Genomic DNA, 19188 nt, shown 5'->3' with positions numbered 1-19188 from the left:
CCCACCAGAAAGGGCGAAGCCGAGAGAAGAGGAAAGAGAGGGGGGGGGGGGGAGGGGGGTCCCCCCCCCCCCCGCGCTCGTCGTCGTCCCGCGCGCCCTCGCGCGCGTCGTTCCCTATACGTTGAGGCTCATCACCCGGTCGACCCGGATCTCGACCACCACGCGGCCGGGCGGGTTGGGCGGGCCCGAGCGGTAGCGCCGGGTGTAGCGGCGCGCGCCCTCGGTGACCCGCGCGGGCGCGTCCTGGACCGTGGCCGTGCCCTCCAGGGTGACCCAACTGAACCCCGCCACCTGGCAGATGGCGACCCGGGAACCCGGCGCCGCGACCAGGTTGCGGGCCTTGCGGGAGGTGGACACCGTCATCACCCGGGCGAGACCCGCCTCCGCGTCCCAGGTGAACCGCACCGGTGCCACGTGCGGGGACCCGTCGGGCCGGATCGTGGTCAGTACGCCGATGTGCGGCTCCGTCAGGAATGCCTCCACCGACGCCGACACCTCCGGCGCACTCGTACGCCCCAGGGGCAACGACATCGTGTTCGTCCTTCCGTCTCACGGCAGCTACCAGGCCATTGTCAACACCCAGGGTCCACCTGGGGAACCGACTGGGCAACTGCGAACCGCATACCCCAACTGGCGTGAAGTCGGGGCTGGTTCAGTGTGGGAAGGCAGGGCATAGTAGAGTCAAACGGAGGGAGGTTCCGTATGCCAACGTCAACGCCGGTCAGTGAGAGCGGTGGCCGCCGGCTCCGGGCTGACGCGGAGCGCAACCGGGCCCGGGTCCTGAACGCGGCGCGCGAGCTCTTCGCGGAACGCGGCGCCAACGTGTCCATGGACGAGGTGGCCCGGCACGCCGAGGTCGGCGTGGGCACGCTCTACCGTCACTTCCCCACCAAGGAAGCGATGGTCGTGGCGGCCTCCCAGCAGCGCTTCGGCGAGATCCTCACGTATTACCGCACGGTGTGCCGCGAGTCGGCCGAGCCCCTTGAGGCGCTCCAGATGCTGCTCACCCGGGTCGGCGAGGTGGAGGCGCGCGACCGGGGCTTCGCCAGCGTCATCGGCGGCACGCTCGGCTCCGAGGGGCCGCCCAGCACCATGCGCGCCGACCTGGAGGCCGAGCTGGTGGACCTGGTCGGCAAGGGCCAGGCGGCCGGCTCCATCCGCACCGACATCGCCGGCGCCGACATCCTCGCCCTGACCTGCGGCCTCACCTCGATCGTGCACCGCCGCAGCGGGGACTGGCGGCGCTACATCGACATCGTGCTCGACGGTCTGCGCTCGAAGCACACGCCGTAGCGGCCCGCTCCCGGGGGCGCCGCGCGCCCGGCGGGCGCCCTCGGGCGGGCCGGATGTCAGAGGTGTCCTGTTGTATGGGGGCATGAACGACACGAGCACCACGGATCTGCGCACCCGGGCCGACGCCGTCCTGGCCCGCCTCGTCGGCGACCCCACGGGGGCGGCCCGGCTGCGCGAGGACCAGTGGCGCGCCATCGAGGCGCTCGTCGCCGAGGGGCGCCGGGCGCTGGTCGTCCAGCGCACCGGCTGGGGCAAGTCCGCGGTGTACTTCGTGGCGACCTCGCTGCTGCGCGAGCGCGGCAGCGGCCCCACCGTGATCGTCTCCCCGCTGCTCGCCCTGATGCGCAACCAGGTGGAGGCCGCCGCCCGCGCGGGCATCCGCGCCCGCACGATCAACTCCTCGAACACCGAGGAGTGGGAGACCGTCCAGGCCGAGGTGGCCGCCGGCGAGGTCGACGTCCTGCTGGTGAGCCCCGAGCGCCTCAACAACCCGGACTTCCGCGACGAGGTGCTGCCCAAGCTGTCGGCGGCCACCGGTCTGCTCGTGGTCGACGAGGCGCACTGCATCTCGGACTGGGGCCACGACTTCCGCCCGGACTACCGCAGGCTGCGCACCATGCTCGCCGAGCTCCCCCCGGGCGTCCCGGTCCTGGCGACGACGGCGACGGCCAACGCGCGCGTGACGGCCGACGTGGCGGAGCAGCTGGGGACGGGCGCGGACACCGACGCGCTGGTGCTGCGCGGCCCCCTGGACCGCGAGAGCCTGAGTCTGAACGTGCTGTCGCTGCCGGACGCGGCGCACCGGCTGGCCTGGCTCGCCGACCACCTGGACGAGCTGCCGGGCTCCGGGATCATCTACACGCTGACGGTCGCCGCCGCCGAGGAGGTCACCGCGTATCTGCGCCAGTGCGGCCACACGGTCGCCTCCTACACGGGCCGCACGGAGAACGCGGACCGCCAGCAGGCCGAGGACGACCTGCTGGCCAACCGGGTCAAGGCGCTGGTCGCCACCTCCGCGCTCGGCATGGGCTTCGACAAGCCGGACCTCGGCTTCGTGGTCCACCTCGGTTCGCCCTCCTCCCCGATCGCCTACTACCAGCAGGTGGGCCGCGCGGGCCGCGGGGTGGAGCACGCGGAGGTGCTGCTGCTGCCGGGCAAGGAGGACGAGGCGATCTGGAAGTACTTCGCCTCGGTGGCCTTCCCGCCCGAGGAGCAGGTCCGCCGCACCCTGGACGTGCTGGCGCGGGCGGAGCGCCCGCTGTCGCTGCCCGCCCTGGAGCCGCTGGTCGAGCTGCGGCGCACCCGTCTGGAGACCATGCTCAAGGTCCTCGACGTGGACGGCGCGGTCCACCGCGTCAAGGGCGGCTGGACGTCCACCGGCGAGCCGTGGGTGTACGACGCGGAGAGGTACGCGTGGGTGGCCCGCCAGCGGGAGGCCGAACAGCAGGCGATGCGGGACTACGCCTCGGCGACGGGCTGCCGGATGGAGTTCCTGCGCCGTCAGCTCGACGACGAGGAGGCGGCCCCCTGCGGGCGCTGCGACAACTGCGCGGGCGCCCGCTTCACGGCCGGTGTCTCGGGGACGGCGCTGGAGGCGGCCAGGGGCGAGCTCACCCGGCCGGGGGTCGAGATCGAGCCCCGCAAGATGTGGCCGACCGGCCTCGCGGCGGTCGGCGTGGACCTCAAGGGCCGTATCCCCGCGGGCGAACAGGCCTTCGCGGGCCGGGCCCTCGGCCGTCTCTCGGACATCGGCTGGGGCAACCGGCTGCGGCCCATGCTCGCCCCCCAGAGCCCCGACGGACCGGTTCCGGACGATGTGGTCGACGCCGTGGTGACGGTCCTTGCGGACTGGGCCAAGGGCCCCGGCGGCTGGGCCTCCGGCTCCCCCGACGCCCCGCCCCGGCCGGCCGGGGTGGTCACGGTCGCCTCGCTCACCCGCCCCCGGCTCGTGGAGTCGCTGGGCGCCCGGATCGCGGAGATCGGCCGCATGCCGCTGCTCGGCCGCGTCGAGTACGGGGAGGAGGCCGCCGGGTCCCGGGTTCCGGCGTCCAACAGCGCCCAGCGGGTGCGCGCCCTGCACCACGCCTTCACGGTGCCGGACGAGGTGGCCCGTGCGGTGCGGGAGGCGGGCGGCCCGGTGCTGCTGGTGGACGACCGGGCGGACACCGGCTGGACGCTGGCGGTGGCGGCCCGGCTGCTGCGCCGGGCGGGTGCGCAGGGGGTGTTTCCGCTGGTCCTCGCCGTCCAGGGATGACCGGCTTGGGCCGGGGCGTGAGCGGGGGTGCGGCTGGGCAGGGATATGAGCGTCATACCCTCCGATTCCAGTCAGCTGGTCCATTTGCTCGTTGCCGCGTGCCCGTGAGCCAGCGAGAATTGGAGCCGCGCCTCAACGGCGGACCCGACGGCTCGGGCCGTGCCGTGCTGCGCCCTCACCCGACCCTGCCCGCACTGTGGGCGCGTATCCGGAAGGGAGGACCGTGACCTTCGGATTCGCTCCGTCCACAGCCTCGGCGGGCGCGTCGTCCCTCACGTCGGCGGCGCCCGGGAACCGCCTCGCCAGGATGCTGGAGCCCGCCGAGTGGGCCGCGGCGGGGATCCCGCTGCTGCGCAACCCCCGCGAGGTGGTCGTCGGGCTGCACACCCGGCACCACCCGGGCCCGTCGACGGCCGTGATCGCGGTCCTGGACCACGAGGAACGGCTGGCGGCGAGCGCCTCGTTCGTCCGGCGCCCCGGCCCCGCGGACGGCTGGGAGTTCCGCAACGCGCTCCTCGCGCAACTGCGCCGGGTGATCCCGCACGACCTGCGCCGCCGGACCCCGGTGCGCACGGCGGTGCTGCTCTACTGCCGTGACGGCGACGAGCGTTGGACGGAGGAGGACGGCGCCTGGATGTGGGGTCTGCGGGACGCCTGCACCCTGCACGGGCTGCGCTGCGGCGCGTACGTCACGCTGACGCGCGGCGGCTGGCAGGTCCTGGGCGAGGGCCGCGGCGGCCGCCACCCCAACTCCACGACCCGCCCCGGCACCCTGGCGGACACGGACCCCGCACCCCCACCGCTCCGCAGCGGCCCGGCGGAAACCCTCCGCAGAGTGGCGGCGCGCTAGCACCCCACCCCACAGGGCCACGGAGAACGACGCGACCGGCCCCCCACAACCCGCACCCGACAACAACGGGCACCACCAAGGGCCGCGGGGAACGGCGCGACCAGCCCACCACAACCCGCACCCGACAACGACGGGCACCACCAAGGGGCGCGGGGAACGGCGCGACCAGCCCACCACGACCCGCACACGAACAACGGCAGGCAACCCCCGAAGGGGCGCGGGGAACTGCGCGAGCAACCCCCCACAGCCCGCACCCGACAACAACGGGCCACCGCCCAAGGGGCGCGGGGAACGGCGCGAGCAACCCACCACGACCCGCACGCAGAGAAGAGCAGCCCCCCGGAGGGTCCCCCCTCAGACCCCCGCGCCCAGCACCGAGTTGACCCGCTGCGGATCCCCGCAGACGATCAGCAGCGCCCCGGCCCGCTGACGCGCGACCGACAGCGCGGCCACAGCCGCGTCGTCCCCGCCGTTGACGGCGACGATCACGACGGGACGGCCGGCCGCACGCTCGACGGACGCGGCCGACGCGTAGAACACGTCGTCGCGGGCGTCGTGCTGCGCCCAGTACGACTCCTCGCCGAAGGACAGCTCGTGCGCCGCCCACGGGTGCGGGTCACCGGTGGTGAGGACCAGGATGTCGCCCGGCGCGCGGCCGGTGTCGAGCAGCAGGTCCACCGCCTCGCCCGCCGCGTCGAGCGCGCCGTCGGCCGGGGCGGGGATGAGCTGGATCTGCGGCCCGTCGGCGGCCCCGCCGAGGGGCACCTGGGGCTGGGCGGCAGCGGCAGCCGGAGCGGGAGCGGCGGCCGGAGCGGCCGCGGCCGCGCCGGAGTGCGTGCGCTGCGCGGGGGGCGTGGGCCGGGCGGAGCCGGGCCCCGGACGACCGGGACGCGGTGCGGCCGCGGTACGCGGACCAGGAACGGGACGGGGGGTCGGCGCGGTGCGGCCGGCGGCCGGAGTGACGCGGGGACCCTGGGCGCTCTCGTGAATCTGAGGCTCCTCGGGGATGAGAGGCATGGGTAAAGGTCTATCAAACGCCGGTGAATGGGGCACCACCGGGTGGGCACAAAAGTGCGATCGGGGCGGAGTCTCCCCGTAAAGGGCGGGGAAAGTCCAGGGATTTCAGAAGTCGAAGCCGAGCTGGCCCCCGCTTTCCAGGGCGGCGGCCGCCGCCGGGATCCTGACCTTCTTCAGGTGCCGCCAGCGCGGCAGGGCGTCGAGGTACGCCCAGGACATCCGGTGGTGCGGGGTCGGCCCCCGCTCCTCCAGCGCCGTCTTGTGCGTGGGCGAGGGGTAGCCGGCGTTGTCGGCGAAGCCGAACACCTCGTACTCCCCCGCCGCTCCCCCGAGTTCGGCCATCATCGCGTCCCGGCGCACCTTGGCGATCACCGAGGCCGCCGCGACCGCGACGCAGGACTGGTCCCCCTTGATGACGGTACGGACCTGCCACGGCGCGCCGAGGTAGTCGTGCTTGCCGTCGAGGATCACCGCCTCCGGGCGTACCGGAAGCGCGTCCAGCGCGCGGACCGCGGCGAGACGGAGCGCGGCGGTCATCCCGAGCTCGTCGATCTCCTGCGGCGAGGAGTGCCCCAGCGCGTACGAGGTCACCCAGGTCTCCAGCTCCCCCGCCAGTTCGCGCCGGCGCTTGGGGCTGATGAGCTTGGAGTCGGTCAGACCCGCGGGCGGTCGGCGCAGCCCCGTGATCGCGGCGCACACCGTGACGGGCCCGGCCCACGCCCCGCGGCCGACCTCGTCGACACCGGCGATGATCTTGCATCCGGTGGTGGCGCGAAGCGAGCGCTCGACGGTGTGGGTGGGTGGTTCGTACGGCATGGCGCCAGCAAGGTTACGCCGCCCGGGCCGCCGAGGACACCCCGGCCTCCCAGCACCCCGCGATCCGCGCCCCGGGCCCGCACAGCCGACACCCCCGGACCCGCGAGCCCGATGCCCCGGACCCGCACGTTCCGCACCCCGGGTCCGCGCAGCCGGCAACCCCGGACCCGCACGTTCCGCACCCCGGGTCCGCGCAGCCGGCAACCCCGGACCCGTAAGCCCGACGCCCCCGTCAGGCCCTCCGCACCCGCAGCAGCGGCACCAGCACGTGATCGATCATCTCCGCGACCGCCTCGTCGGGCCATTCGCTTCCGCGTACCTTCGCGCGGAACATCATCAGCCCGGGGATGATGTCGAAGATCACGTCGGGGCGGGCGTCCGGCCGGACGTCGCCCCGCTCGATCCCCCGCTGGACGGCCTCCCGGAAGAGCCGCTGGGCGGGCTCCACCAGGCGCCGCAGGACCAGCCCGTGGAACCGGTCGGCGCTGGCGGCGTCGCATTCGTAAAGCACCGAGCGCAGCGCGAAACCGGACCGCGAGTACATCGCCTCCCGCAGCCGGAGGCAGAGCTGGTAGAGGTCCTCGCGCACCGAGCCGTGGTCGTCGGCGCGGTCCAGATCGGGGAGCCCGGACCGCAGCGCGTCGGCCACCAGCTCCTCCTTGGAGGACCAGCGCCGGTACACCGCGGCCTTCCCGGTCTGCGCCCCGGCGGCCACCCCCTCCATGGTCAGGGCGTTCCAGCCGACCGTGCTCAGCTGCTCCAGGGCCGCGTCGAGGATCGCCCGCTCCAGCACGGGACCCCGGCGGCGCGGGGAGACCCGCGGCCGTGGCGGGGCCTCGTCGGCGGTGGCCGGGCGCGAAGTAGCCATCGTCTTCTCTCCGTTGGGGACGGGGTCCGCCTCCCTATGGTGGTCGCCCGTCGGCGGTTTGACCAGGAGCGGCCTTGGCCAGGACCCCCCGTACGAGGGCTCCCGGCCGACCCGGCCGCCAGCGCCAACTCCCTTAGAGAACGCTTGTGTTCACTCTTCGGCGCTCGCTACGCTCTCCCTAGTGAACGGTGGCGTTTCCTAGTACGTCTTGAGGGGACCCTTTATGACGTCAGATCAGATAGAAGCGAAGCCCGGCACCGACGCCCACGCCCAGCCCCCGCGCCCCGACCGCCGCGGCGTCGCCCTCGCGGTCATCGCGATGTGCCAGCTGATGGTCGTCCTGGACGCGACGATCGTGAACATCGCCCTCCCCCACATCCAGACCTCCCTCGGCTTCTCCACCAGCGACCTGACCTGGGTCATCAACGCCTACGCGCTGACCTTCGGCGGACTGCTGCTGCTCGGGGGCCGGGCCGGCGACCTGCTCGGGCGGCGCCGGATGTTCATCACCGGCATCCTCGTCTTCACCCTCGCCTCGCTGCTCGGCGGCTTCGCCCAGGAACCGTGGCAGCTGCTCGCCGCCCGCGCCCTCCAGGGCGTCGGCGGCGCGATCGCCTCCCCCACCTCGCTCGCCCTGATCGCGACGACGTTCCCCGAAGGCCCCGAGCGCAACCGCGCGTTCGGCGTCTTCTCGGCCGTCTCGGCGGGCGGCGGCGCCATCGGCCTGATCGCGGGCGGCATGCTCACGGACTGGCTCAACTGGCGCTGGGTGCTCTTCGTCAACGTCCCCATCGGCCTGGTCATCGCCGCGCTGGCCCCCCGCTGCATCCGGGAGTCCGAGCGCCACCCCGGCACCTTCGACCTGGCCGGCGCGTTCACCTCGACCGGTGGCATGGCCGCGCTGGTCTACGGGTTCATCCGCGCCGCGGGCGAAGGCTGGCGCGACGGCCTCACCCTGGCGTCCTTCGGCGCCGCCGTCGTCCTGCTGCTGGCCTTCGTCGCGGTGGAGCGGCGCTCCCCGCAGCCGATCACCCCGCTGCGGATGTTCGCCGACCGCAACCGCTCCGGTACGTACGTGATCATGCTGAGCCTCGCCGCGGCCATGTTCGGGATGTTCTTCTTCATCGTGCTCTTCGTGCAGAACGTGCTGCACTACAGCCCGGTCAAGGCCGGTGTCGCCTTCTTCCCCTCGACCCTGGCCATCGTGCTCGCGGCCGGGCTCGCCACGAATCTGCTGCCGCGCGTCGGCCCCAAGCCGATCGTGGTCACCGGTTCACTGATCACCGCGGGCGCCATGGCCTGGCTGACCCTCATCGACCCGGACAGCACCTACACGGGCGGCATCATCGGCCCGCTGCTGCTCTTCGGCTTCGGCATGGGCCTCAACTTCGTCACCCTCACCCTCACCGCGGTCTCCGGCATCGCCGACAGCGAGTCGGGAGCCGCGTCCGGCCTGCTCAACACGACCCAGCAGGTCGGCGGCGCGCTGGGCCTGTCCATCCTGACCACGGTCTTCGGCACCGCCAGCCGGAACGAGGGCAAAACCCAGCTCAAGGACTTCCTCGCGCACGGCTCACCGGAGCAGAAGGCGGCCTTCGCCAGGACCCACCAGCTGCCCGCGCCCTGGAGCGACGAGGTCCTCGCCCACGGCATCGGCACGGCCTTCATCGCCGCCGTGGCGCTGGTGGCGCTCGCCGCGCTGGTCGCCCTCTTCGTCATCCAGGTCCGCAGGAGCGATCTGGAGGCGCTGAGCGGCAAGGCGGGCGTGCCGGCGGGCTGACGGAGCCGGCCGTTCCCGGCGCTGTCCCCCGGCGACGGCCCGGCTCAGGCCGAGGCGGTCGCCGGAACCCACTCCGGCAGCTCCTCGGTCCGCGCCAGCCACTCGGCCGGGGGAGCCCCGCCCGCGGCCCCCGCGATCACTCCGCCGACGATCGCGCAGGTGGTGTCGACGTCTCCGCCCACCTGCGCGGTCGTCCAGAACGCCGTCTCGTAGTCGCCGAGCCCCCGCGCCGCCGACCAAAGCGCGAACGGCACCGTGTCGTGCGCGCTGGTCCGCCGTCCGCACCCGAGCACCGCGGCGACCGTGGCCGGGTCCCCGTAGTCCAGCATGTCCCGCGCCCGCCGCAGCCCCGCGCCGACCGCGCTGCGCGGCACCAGCGCGACGACCCCGTCCAGCAGCGCCGCCGGGGTCGGCGGGCCCGCCGGATCGGCGGCCAGCGCGGCGGCGGCCGCGACCGCCATCGAGCCCACCACGGCCTCGCGGTGCTGGTGGGTGGTGTACGAGGAGATCTCGGCCTGGTGGGTCGCCTGCTCGGGATCGTCCGCGTACCAGGCGCCCAGCGGGGCGATCCGCATCGCGGAGCCGTTGCCCCACGAGCCCTGCCCGTTGAAGAGCGCGGCGGCCAGCTCCCGCCAGTCCCCGCCCTCCCGGATCAGCCGCAGCATCCGGTTGACGGCCGGGCCGTACCCCCGGTCGAAGTCGTGGTGCTCGGCGAAGGAGCGGGCGAGGCGGTCCTGGTCGATACGGCCGTGGACGGCCAGGACGGCCAGGACCGAGCAGGCCATCTCGGTGTCGTCGGTCCACTGCCAGGGACCTGCGGGCAGCTCGCGCCGTTTGAGCAGCGGGTAGTGCGCGGGGACGAAGAACTGGGAACCCAGGGCGTCTCCCACCGCCAGCCCGCGCAGGCTGGCCAGCGCGCGTTCGAAGCGTGAGTCGAGTGTGGAGTCAGCGGTCATCGCACACCCACTCTATCCGGTGATGCCGTACGGCTCGGGGACGCGCCACCGCTCGAACTGCCGGTCCAGCGTGTACCGCCCGTCCGGGCCCAGGAGCAGCGTCCTGGTCTCCGCGTTGCCGGGGTTGGACAGCGACTCGAAGTCCGCGACCGTCCAGTGGAACCAGCGCATGCAGAACAGCCGCATGGTCAGGCCGTGGGTGACGAGCAGGACGTTCGGCGGATGGTCCGGCGCCTCGAAGCTGCGGTGCAGGCTCTCCAGGAACGACCCCACCCGGTCGTACACGTCCGCCCCCGACTCGCCCTGCGCGAAGCGGTAGAAGAAGTGGCCGTAGGCGTCCCGGTAGGCCTTCTGCAGGCGTACGTCGTCGCGGTCCTGCCAGTTCCCCCAGTCCTGCTCGCGCAGCCTCGGCTCCTCCCTGATCCGCACGAGCTCCGGGTCGAGGCCGAACTCCCGGAACGTCTCGTGGGTGCGCCGGTAGGGCGAGACGTAGACGCTGACGCGCTCGCGCCCGAACGTCTCCCGCAGCCGCTCCCCGGTCGCGCGGGCCTGGCGCCGCCCGGCCTCGGTGAGCCGCAGCGCGTGGTCGGGCTCGCGTTCGTACACGGTGTCATCGGCGTTCCCCTCCGACTCGCCGTGCCGGACGAGGACGATGCGACGCGGTCTTGCCATGCGTCAACCCTAGATCGCCGGTCCGGCGTCCGAGCATCCGTCCGGCCGCCATCCGGCGTATCGCTCACACCGTCCAGCTGGGGTTCAGGTCGACGACGGCCCCCGACAGGCCCGACACGTCGGCCGCCGTGCCCGCCCGCAGCGTGAGCCGCTCCACCCGGTCGGCCCGGTACTTGCCGTGCTCGGCCGCCGACCGCCACATGGACAGAACGAGGAACTCGTGCCCCGGGGCCTCGCCGAACACCCCGCGCAGCATCCCCGGCGACCCGGCCATCGCCGGGTTCCAGATCCGCTCCTGGGCCGAGGCGAAGTGCTCCACGCGGTCGGCGTGCACCCGGCAGTGCGCCACCCGCACCACGTCGGCGTCGGTGAAGCGCGGCTCGAAGCCGGTCTTCACGTCGAAGCGGTGGTCGAACAGCTTGGCGCGCGGGTTCCTGTACGTGCCGGACTGCGCGGCCGCGAGCCGGTCGTGGGCGCGCGCCATGAAGGAGTCGTAGAAGGCGCGGCTCTCCCAGAACGTGAAGACGTGCGCCACATCGGGCCGCCCTCTGCTCCACCCGCCGCCCTGGCCCCTGAATCCCGGCTCCCCCAGCAGTCCCGCCCACTTCCGCTGCCCCCGGTCGAAGCCGGGACGGTCGACCACCGTGCAGCGAATCCACTTGACCAGCACGGCGCCATCGTACGGCCGACGCACCCGCCCTCGGTCCCACTCCGGCGGACCGGTGGGCGGCGCGCGCGTGGCAGCATGGTCACAGAGCGGTCGCCAACGGGCCGCCATGGGGAGGGGTTTGGGGATGAGCGGATTCAGCAAGGGACTCGGCAAGGTCGAGGTGGCACTGCGGTGGGACCCGAGCCCGGCCGGCGCCCCGGCCCACGACCTCGATCTGATCGCCGCGGTCTACCTCGCGTCCGATCCCTACGGCAGCCCCGCCTATCTGGTGCACTTCGACAGCCGCTCGCCCGACGGCACGGTCTACATGAGCCGCGACAGCACCACCGGAAAGGGCTTCGGGGACGACGAGGCGGTGACGGTGGAGTTCGCCCGCCAGCCGGAGGCGCACGGCCGGATCGTGGTCGGCGTGGTCATCCAGCAGCGCCCGGACCGGCTGGTCTTCGGTGACGTGGCCAACCCCGAGGTGCACATCCGCGAGGGCTACACCCAGCTGGCGCGGGACGACTTCTCCACCGTGGCGCACTGCACGGCCGCGACGGTCGCGGAGTTCGTCCGGACCCCGGGCGGCGCCTGGCGGCTGAACCCGGGGGTGCGCGGCTTCGACCTGGAGCCGGACGAGTTCACCGCCGCGATGGGCGCGCGGGCCGTCTGACTCCCCCGTACCCGGCCGGGCCCTCGGGGGCTGTTCCACCCCCGGACACCCCTGTGGGGACCGGCGGTTCGCCGGTCCCCACGGGGCAGGGCCTACTCGGCCCCGGGAGCGCTCACACCAGGAGCGCCCGCGGTCAGCTGCAACCGCTGGTCGAGCCGCAGCCCTCGCAGATGTAGCAGGAGCCGGCCCGCTGCATCTTGGTGCCGCAGGAGAAGCAGAGCGGCGCGTCGGCGCTGACGCCGAGCTGCATCTCGACGAGCTCCGCCGAGTTGTGCACGGCCTTCGCGGGCTCGACGACGGCCGGCTTCGGCGCGGCGACGGCCTTCAGCGTCTCCGTCTGACGGGGGGCGGACTGGGCCAGCCCCTCGACGTCCACGTCCTCGTCCTCCAGGGTCGGCTCGTACGAACCGGTCTCCAGGTGGCGCTGACGCTCCTCGGCGGAGTGGATGCCGAGGGCCGAGCGGGTCTCGAAGGGCAGGAAGTCCAGCGCCAGGCGGCGGAAGATGTAGTCGACGATCGACTGCGCCATCCGCACGTCCGGGTCGTCGGTCATACCCGCCGGCTCGAACCGCATGTTGGTGAACTTCGAGACGTAGGTCTCCAGCGGAACGCCGTACTGCAGGCCCACCGAGACGGCGATCGAGAAGGCGTCCATCATGCCCGCGAGGGTCGAGCCCTGCTTGGACATCTTCAGGAAGACCTCGCCCAGACCGTCGTCGGGGTAGGAGTTCGCCGTCATGTAGCCCTCGGCGCCACCGACCGTGAAGGAGGTGGTGATGCCCGGACGGCCCTTCGGGAGGCGCTTGCGGACCGGGCGGTACTCGACGACCTTCTCGACCGCCGCGCGGATGGTCTCCTCGGTCTTCGCGGTGACCTCGGCCTTCTCCGTCTCCTTCTTCTTGGCGGAGAGGGGCTGGCCGACCTTGCAGTTGTCGCGGTAGATCGCGAGCGCCTTGACGCCCATCTTCCACGCCTCGAAGTAGACCTCCTCGACGTCCTCGACGGTCGCCGTCTCCGGCAGGTTGACCGTCTTGGAGAGCGCGCCCGAGATCCACGGCTGGATGGCCGCCATCATGCGGACGTGGCCCATCGCGGAGATGGAACGCTCACCCATGGCGCAGTCGAAGACCTCGTAGTGCTCGGTCTTCAGGCCCGGGGCGTCGATCACGTTGCCGTGCTCGGCGATGTGGGCGACGATCGCCTCGATCTGCTCCGGCTGGTAGCCGAGGCGGCGCAGCGCCTGCGGCACCGTGCCGTTGACGATCTGCATCGAGCCGCCGCCGACCAGCTTCTTGAACTTGACCAGCGCGAGGTCGGGCTCCAGGCCGGTGGTGTCGCAGGACATCGCGAGACCGATGGTGCCGGTCGGGGCGATGACCGACGCCTGGGCGTTGCGGAAGCCGTTCTTCTCGCCGAGGCGGACCACGTCCTGCCAGGCCTCCGTGGCGGCGGCCCAGATCGGGGAGTCCAGGTCGTCCACGCGGACGGCCTTGGTGTTGGCGTCGGCGTGCTGCTTCATGACGCGCTGGTGCGGCTCGGCGTTGCGGGCGTAGCCGTCGTAGGCGCCGACGACGGCGGCGAGCTCCGCGGAGCGCTTGTACGAGGTGCCGGTCATCAGCGAGGTGATCGCGCCGGCGAGGGCGCGGCCGCCGTCGGAGTCGTACGCGTGGCCGGTGGCCATCAGCAGGGCGCCGAGGTTGGCGTAGCCGATGCCCAGCTGGCGGAAGGCGCGGGTGTTCTCGCCGATCTTCTGGGTGGGGAAGTCGGCGAAGCAGATCGAGATGTCCATCGCGGTGATGACCAGCTCGACGACCTTCGCGAACCGCTCGACCTCGAAGGACTGGTGGCCCTGGCCGTCGTCCTTGAGGAACTTCATGAGGTTCAGCGAGGCGAGGTTGCAGGACGTGTTGTCCAGGTGCATGTACTCGCTGCACGGGTTCGAGCCGTTGATGCGGCCGGACTCCGGGCAGGTGTGCCAGTGGTTGATGGTGTCGTCGTACTGGATGCCCGGGTCGGCGCAGGCCCAGGCGGCCTCGGCCATCTTGCGGAAGAGCGACTTGGCGTCGACCTCCTCGATGACGTCACCGGTCATCCGGGCGCGCAGCCCGAACTTGCCGCCGGTCTCGACCGCCTTCATGAACTCGTCGTTCACGCGGACGGAGTTGTTGGCGTTCTGGTACTGGACGGACGTGATGTCGTCGCCGCCCAGGTCCATGTCGAAGCCCGCGTCGCGCAGCGCGCGGATCTTCTCCTCCTCCTTCACCTTGGTCTCGATGAAGTTCTCGATGTCGGGGTGGTCGACGTCGAGGATGACCATCTTGGCCGCGCGGCGGGTGGCGCCGCCCGACTTGATGGTGCCGGCGGAGGCGTCGGCACCGCGCATGAAGGAGACCGGGCCCGAGGCGTTGCCGCCGGAGGAGAGCAGTTCCTTGGAGGAGCGGATACGGGAGAGGTTCAGGCCGGCGCCGGAGCCGCCCTTGAAGATCATGCCCTCTTCCTTGTACCAGTCGAGGATCGACTCCATGGAGTCGTCGACGGACAGGATGAAGCAGGCGGAGACCTGCTGGGGCTGCGGGGTGCCCACGTTGAACCAGACGGGGCTGTTGAAGCTGAAGATCTGGTGCAGGAGGGCGTACGCCAGCTCGTGCTCGAAGATCTCGGCGTCCGCGGGCGAGGTGAAGTAGCCGTAGTCCTCGCCGGCCTTGCGGTACGTCTTCACGATCCGGTCGATGAGCTGCTTGAGACCGGTCTCGCGCTGCGGGGTGCCGACGGCCCCGCGGAAGTACTTGCTGGTGACGATGTTGACCGCGTTCACCGACCAGAAGTCGGGGAACTCGACGCCACGCTGCTCGAAGTTGATCGAGCCGTCGCGCCAGTTGGTCATGACGACGTCACGACGCTCCCAGGTCACCTCGTCGTACGGGTGCACGCCGGGGGTGGTGTGGATGCGCTCGATACGCAGACCCTTGGCCGTCTTGGAACCCTTGGTGCGGGATCCTCGTGCCGGGCCGCTCGCCGTCTCTGTCATGCCGCCTCCCATACGCGGGCGAAAACGCCCAGAAGTGCCCGAATGTTCCCGTGGCACGGTGTGTGTCTTGTGTCCCGGACGCCGCGCAGAGCGCCCGTGACAGGTCCTGGATTGCCGCCGTCCGGCGACCGGGGTGCGCCGGTCAGTCGGCGGCGGTGGCGGGCACGGGGACCGCGGGGGCCGCTCCTGCCACGCGCGCGTCCGCGTCGTCCGCGGGAGGCCGTTGTTCGCGGAGTTCCGCGATGGCGGCCTCGAAGTCCTCAAGGGTGTCGAACGCCCGGTACACGGACGCGAAGCGCAGGTACGCGACGAGGTCGAGCTCCTGCAAGGGGCCGAGTATGGCCAGACCCACGTCGTGGGTGGTCAGCTCGGCGCTACCGGTGGCGCGCACCGCCTCCTCGACCCGCTGGCCGAGCTTGGCGAGGGCGTCCTCGGTGACCGGCCGCCCCTGGCACGCCTTGCGGACGCCAGAGATGACCTTGGTGCGCGAGAAGGGTTCGGTGACGCCCGACCGCTTGACGACCATCAGCGAGGCCGTCTCCACCGTCGTGAAGCGACGGGAGCAGTCGGGGCACTGGCGGCGCCTGCGGATCGACGTGCCGTCGTCGGTCGTCCGACTGTCGACGACACGGCTGTCGGGGTGCCTGCAGAAGGGGCAGTGCATTGGATTCCAACCCTCCTTCGCAGCACGACTGAATAGCCTCGTCAGGCCTGATCAGGCCCCGGCGAAGCAGCCACCAGCATAGGCGATGGGCGCGGACCGGAGGACCAGCGACCACAACTTCTGGGCGGCGGGGGCAATCCAACCACTAGATCTGGGGTTTTGCCGACAAGCGTCCACTACCGCGTGTCGCGGATCGGTCGCGCAGGGAACAACGCCCGGGAGGCCGGTTCCGGCCCGTGTCCGCGCGGGCCCGGAGGGCGACGGACGACCTGGCGGCGAGCACCCGGGACGGACCGGCCGCGCACCCGGCGGAACGTCCTCGCCGGGCGCGCCCGACGGCTTTTCCGGGCGACCGGATGGCAGACTGGGTGCCCGGCACCGGCCGTCGCGGCGCGGTCGTACGTACGCACGGTCCGGCGGTGTCCGGTGGACTGCGGGCGGTGGAGTGCGGCGCGCCCCCGGGGGTGCGGCCCCGGCGGTGAAGGTTACCGTAATCGCCCGAAATGCCGGTGCCCCGGGCAGGGATCGGGCCCCGGCCGCAGCGCCCGCATACACCCGGCCTTATTGTCGCGTCACGCTTTCTGCGATTTTTCACTCGAACGTGTGTTTGGCGCAACCTTTCGAAAGCTACTACCGTTGTCCAGCTAGGGAGACCATTTCGAGAGGGGCCGACGTGACCACCACCGCAGACAGTGCCACCATCACTGCCCAGGACCGCTCCCAGACCCGACTTGAGCCGGTGCATGCCATGAATGACGCAGTCACGAACCAGGAGGGCGGCGATCCCGCGCGGTCCACGCGCTCGCTGCCCGGGCGGCCTCCGGGCATCAGGGCGGACAGCTCCGGTCTCACCGACCGGCAGCGGCGGGTCATCGAGGTCATCCGCGACTCCGTCCAGCGCCGGGGATACCCGCCGTCGATGCGGGAGATCGGTCAGGCGGTGGGTCTCTCCAGCACGTCGTCGGTCGCCCACCAGCTCATGGCCCTGGAGCGCAAGGGCTTCCTCCGCCGCGACCCCCACCGCCCCCGGGCGTACGAGGTGCGCGGCTCGGACCAGCCCAGCAGCCAGCAGACCGACACCACCGGCAAGCCCGCGGCCTCCTATGTGCCGCTCGTCGGCCGGATCGCCGCCGGTGGCCCCATCCTCGCCGAGGAGTCGGTGGAGGACGTCTTCCCCCTCCCCCGCCAGCTGGTCGGCGACGGCGAGCTCTTCGTCCTCAAGGTCGTCGGTGACTCGATGATCGAGGCCGCGATCTGCGACGGCGACTGGGTCACCGTCCGCCGCCAGCCCGTCGCGGAGAACGGCGACATCGTCGCCGCGATGCTGGACGGCGAGGCCACGGTGAAGCGGTTCAAGCGCGAGGACAACCACATCTGGCTCCTCCCGCACAACTCCGCGTACCAGCCCATCCCCGGCGACGAGGCGACCATCCTCGGCAAGGTGGTGGCGGTGCTGCGGCGGGTCTGACCACCCCGCCGGCAAGGACCGGCCCCGGGACCCACTGCGCCGGTCCCGGGGCCCTGCTCTGCCCGGCCGAGCCCCGGGATGCCCGGCTGAGCCCCGGCTTCCCAGCCCCGGCTTCCCAGGGGCGCGGGGAACCGCGCGCCCAGCCGCAGCCGACCCGCGGCCGCAGAACTACTTCCCCTCCCCCTTCGCCACCGCGTCGATCGCGGCCAGCGAGCGCCGCACCTGGTTGCGGTCCGTGGTGTACCAGAAGTCGGGCAGCGAGGCCCGCAGATAGCTGCCGTACCGCGCGTTGGCCAGCCTCGGGTCCAGTACGGCGACGACGCCCCGGTCCCCCATCGCCCGGACCAGCCGGCCCGCGCCCTGGGCCATCAGCAGCGCCGCATGGGTCGCGGCGACCGCCATGAAGCCATTGCCGCCGTTCTCCTCCACCGCCTTCTGGCGGGCGCTCATCAGCGGATCGTCGGGCCGGGGGAACGGGATCCGGTCCATGACCACCAGCTGGCAGCTCGCCCCCGGCACGTCCACGCCCTGCCACAGCGAGAGCGTCCCGAACAGACACGTCTCCGGGTCGCCCGCGAACGTCTTGATCAGCTCGCCCAGGGTGTCCTCGCCCTGGAGCAGGATCGGCTTGTCCAGCCGGCCGCGCAGCTCCTCGGCGGCGGCCTGGGCGGCCCGCATCGACGAGAAGAGGCCCAGGGTGCGGCCCCCCGCCGCCTCCACCAGCTCCGCGAGCTCGTCCATCATGTCGCCGCGCGAGCCCTCCCGGCCCGGCGTCGCCAGATGGCGGGCGACATAGAGGATGCCCTGCTTGGGGTAGTCGAAGGGCGAGCCGACGTCGATGCCCTTCCACTGCGGCACGTCCTCGCCCTCGGTGCCCTCCGGCGCCAGGCCCAGCGAGGCGCCCACCCCGTTGAAGTCGCCGCCGAGCTTGAGCGTCGCCGAGGTGAGCACCACCGAGCGGTCCGCGAAGAGCTTCTCCCGCAGCAGCCCCGAGACGGAGAGCGGGGCGACCCGCAGGGAGGCGCCACTGTGCCGGTAGGCGGCTCCGCCGCGGGGCTCGTGCCGCTCGTACCAGACGACGTCGTACTCGGAGCCGTTGGCGATCCGCTCCGCCACCGCGTGGACGCTCTCGACCGCCGCGAGGGCCTGCTTGCGGACCGCGTCCTCGTCCTGGACGGACTTGTCGCGGGTGGAGCCGAGCGCCGAGATCACCGTACGAGCGGCGTCGCGCAGCGCCATCAGCGCGTACCCCAGGTCCTCCGGGATCTCCTCCAGGCGGCCCGGCAGCGCGAGCTCCATCAGCCGCTCGAAGCCCTCGGCGGCGCTCTGGAGCTGGTCGGCGGCCTTCTCGTTGACGAGCTTGGCGGCCCGCCGGACCGCCCGGTTGACCTGCCCCGGGGTGAGCTCCCCGGTGGCGACGCCGGTGACGCGGGAGACCAGCTCGTGCGCCTCGTCGACGATCAGCACCTCGTGCTGCGGGAGCACCGGGGCGCCCTCGATCGCGTCGATCGCGAGCAGGGCGTGGTTGGTGACCACCACGTCCGACAGCTTGGCGCGCTCGCGGGCCAGCTCCGCGAAGCACTCCGCCCCGTAAGCGCACTTCGAGGCGCCCAGGCACTCCCGGGAGGAGACGGACACCTGGCCCCAGGCGCGGTCCGAGACGCCCGGCGTCAGGTCGTCGCGGTCGCCGGTCTCCGTCTCGTCCGCCCAGTCCCGCATCCGCAGCAGGTCCTGGCCGAGCTTGCTGGTGGGCGCCGCCGCCTCGAACTGGTCGAAGAGCCCGTCCTCCTCCTCCTGCGGCACGCCCTCGTGGAGGCGGTGGAGGCAGAGGTAGTTCGAGCGGCCCTTGAGCATGGCGAACTCCGGGCGGCGGCGCAGCTGCGGATGCAGCGCCTCGACCGTACGCGGAAGGTCGCGCTCCACGAGCTGCCGCTGGAGCGCCAGGGTCGCCGTGGCCACCACGACGCGCTCGCCGTGCGCCAGCGCCGGCACCAGATAGCCCAGGGACTTTCCGGTGCCGGTGCCCGCCTGGACGAGCAGGTGGGAGCCGTTGTCGATGGCGTCGGCGACGGCCGTGGCCATGGTGACCTGGCCGGGGCGCTCCAGGCCGCCGACGGCGGCGACGGCGGCGTGCAGGAGCTCGGGGAGAGATGGCTTCGTCATAGCCCGACCACCCTACGGGGCACCACTGACAATC

General features: G+C 72.5%; 16 protein-coding genes. 6 read left to right on the top strand and 10 right to left on the bottom strand.

What is annotated here, in order from left to right:
- Positions 1-114: 114 nt before the first annotated feature.
- Positions 115-531, bottom strand: a complete 417-nt coding sequence (locus tag AC069K_RS25405) for a pyridoxamine 5'-phosphate oxidase family protein (RefSeq protein WP_358836600.1) — start codon at positions 529-531, stop codon at positions 115-117.
- Positions 532-702: 171 nt separating this feature from the next.
- Here AC069K_RS25405 and AC069K_RS25400 point away from each other — a divergent pair, with 171 nt between their 5' ends.
- From AC069K_RS25400 to AC069K_RS25390, 3 genes are all read left to right on the top strand, one after another.
- A complete protein-coding gene (locus AC069K_RS25400; RefSeq protein ID WP_358836599.1) occupies positions 703-1293 on the top strand; it encodes a TetR/AcrR family transcriptional regulator in 591 nt (196 codons plus the stop codon).
- Between the two features lie 82 nt (positions 1294-1375).
- Positions 1376-3547, top strand: coding sequence for a RecQ family ATP-dependent DNA helicase (locus AC069K_RS25395; protein ID WP_478620168.1), 2172 nt, complete (start codon positions 1376-1378; stop codon positions 3545-3547).
- 223 nt (positions 3548-3770) lie between these two features.
- Positions 3771-4397, top strand: a complete 627-nt coding sequence (locus AC069K_RS25390) for a hypothetical protein (RefSeq protein ID WP_478620165.1) — start codon at positions 3771-3773, stop codon at positions 4395-4397.
- A gap of 354 nt (positions 4398-4751) precedes the next feature.
- Here AC069K_RS25390 and AC069K_RS25385 read toward each other — a convergent pair whose 3' ends face one another.
- From AC069K_RS25385 to AC069K_RS25375, 3 genes are all read right to left on the bottom strand, one after another.
- On the bottom strand, positions 4752-5414 hold the full coding sequence (locus tag AC069K_RS25385) for a hypothetical protein (protein WP_478620162.1): 663 nt from the start codon (positions 5412-5414) through the stop codon (positions 4752-4754).
- A gap of 105 nt (positions 5415-5519) precedes the next feature.
- Positions 5520-6230, bottom strand: coding sequence for a ribonuclease HII (locus AC069K_RS25380; RefSeq protein ID WP_365108669.1), 711 nt, complete (start codon positions 6228-6230; stop codon positions 5520-5522).
- A 232-nt stretch (positions 6231-6462) separates the two neighbouring features.
- Positions 6463-7098 (bottom strand): TetR/AcrR family transcriptional regulator, encoded by a 636-nt coding sequence (locus AC069K_RS25375; protein ID WP_478620159.1) that lies wholly within the window; start codon positions 7096-7098, stop codon positions 6463-6465.
- Positions 7099-7321: 223 nt separating this feature from the next.
- Here AC069K_RS25375 and AC069K_RS25370 point away from each other — a divergent pair, with 223 nt between their 5' ends.
- The gene (locus AC069K_RS25370) at positions 7322-8878 is read left to right on the top strand and encodes an MFS transporter (RefSeq protein WP_478620157.1); all 1557 of its coding nucleotides are present in this window, start codon (positions 7322-7324) and stop codon (positions 8876-8878) included.
- A 44-nt stretch (positions 8879-8922) separates the two neighbouring features.
- Here AC069K_RS25370 and AC069K_RS25365 read toward each other — a convergent pair whose 3' ends face one another.
- The 3 genes from AC069K_RS25365 to AC069K_RS25355 form a co-directional block, all read right to left on the bottom strand.
- Positions 8923-9834: an ADP-ribosylglycohydrolase family protein gene (locus AC069K_RS25365; RefSeq protein ID WP_478620154.1), complete on the bottom strand. Its 912-nt coding sequence runs from the start codon at positions 9832-9834 to the stop codon at positions 8923-8925.
- A gap of 12 nt (positions 9835-9846) precedes the next feature.
- Positions 9847-10506 carry a histidine phosphatase family protein gene (locus AC069K_RS25360; RefSeq protein WP_358837747.1) on the bottom strand — a complete coding sequence of 220 codons (660 nt, stop codon included), beginning with the start codon at positions 10504-10506 and terminating at the stop codon, positions 9847-9849.
- A 64-nt stretch (positions 10507-10570) separates the two neighbouring features.
- Positions 10571-11176, bottom strand: coding sequence for a YdbC family protein (locus tag AC069K_RS25355; protein ID WP_358837748.1), 606 nt, complete (start codon positions 11174-11176; stop codon positions 10571-10573).
- A gap of 124 nt (positions 11177-11300) precedes the next feature.
- On the opposite strand from AC069K_RS25355, the gene AC069K_RS25350 reads away from it, so the two are divergent.
- Positions 11301-11831, top strand: a complete 531-nt coding sequence (locus tag AC069K_RS25350) for a TerD family protein (RefSeq protein WP_365108682.1) — start codon at positions 11301-11303, stop codon at positions 11829-11831.
- Positions 11832-11964: 133 nt separating this feature from the next.
- Here the strand turns inward: AC069K_RS25350 and AC069K_RS25345 are convergent, their stop codons facing one another.
- Positions 11965-14859, bottom strand: a complete 2895-nt coding sequence (locus AC069K_RS25345) for a vitamin B12-dependent ribonucleotide reductase (protein WP_478620151.1) — start codon at positions 14857-14859, stop codon at positions 11965-11967.
- Positions 14860-15001: 142 nt separating this feature from the next.
- Positions 15002-15523 carry a transcriptional regulator NrdR gene (nrdR, locus tag AC069K_RS25340; RefSeq protein ID WP_358833857.1) on the bottom strand — a complete coding sequence of 174 codons (522 nt, stop codon included), beginning with the start codon at positions 15521-15523 and terminating at the stop codon, positions 15002-15004.
- A 673-nt stretch (positions 15524-16196) separates the two neighbouring features.
- Between nrdR and lexA the strand changes: the two genes are divergently transcribed.
- Positions 16197-16991 carry a transcriptional repressor LexA gene (gene lexA, locus AC069K_RS25335; RefSeq protein WP_358833856.1) on the top strand — a complete coding sequence of 265 codons (795 nt, stop codon included), beginning with the start codon at positions 16197-16199 and terminating at the stop codon, positions 16989-16991.
- A 168-nt stretch (positions 16992-17159) separates the two neighbouring features.
- Here lexA and AC069K_RS25330 read toward each other — a convergent pair whose 3' ends face one another.
- On the bottom strand, positions 17160-19154 hold the full coding sequence (locus AC069K_RS25330; RefSeq protein ID WP_358833855.1) for an ATP-dependent DNA helicase: 1995 nt from the start codon (positions 19152-19154) through the stop codon (positions 17160-17162).
- Positions 19155-19188: the final 34 nt, after the last annotated feature.

Source organism: Streptomyces sp. NPDC043908, assembly GCF_056435525.1.
The sequence above is the reverse complement of the archived record's forward strand: the minus strand, read 5'-3'. Positions and strand labels throughout refer to the sequence as shown.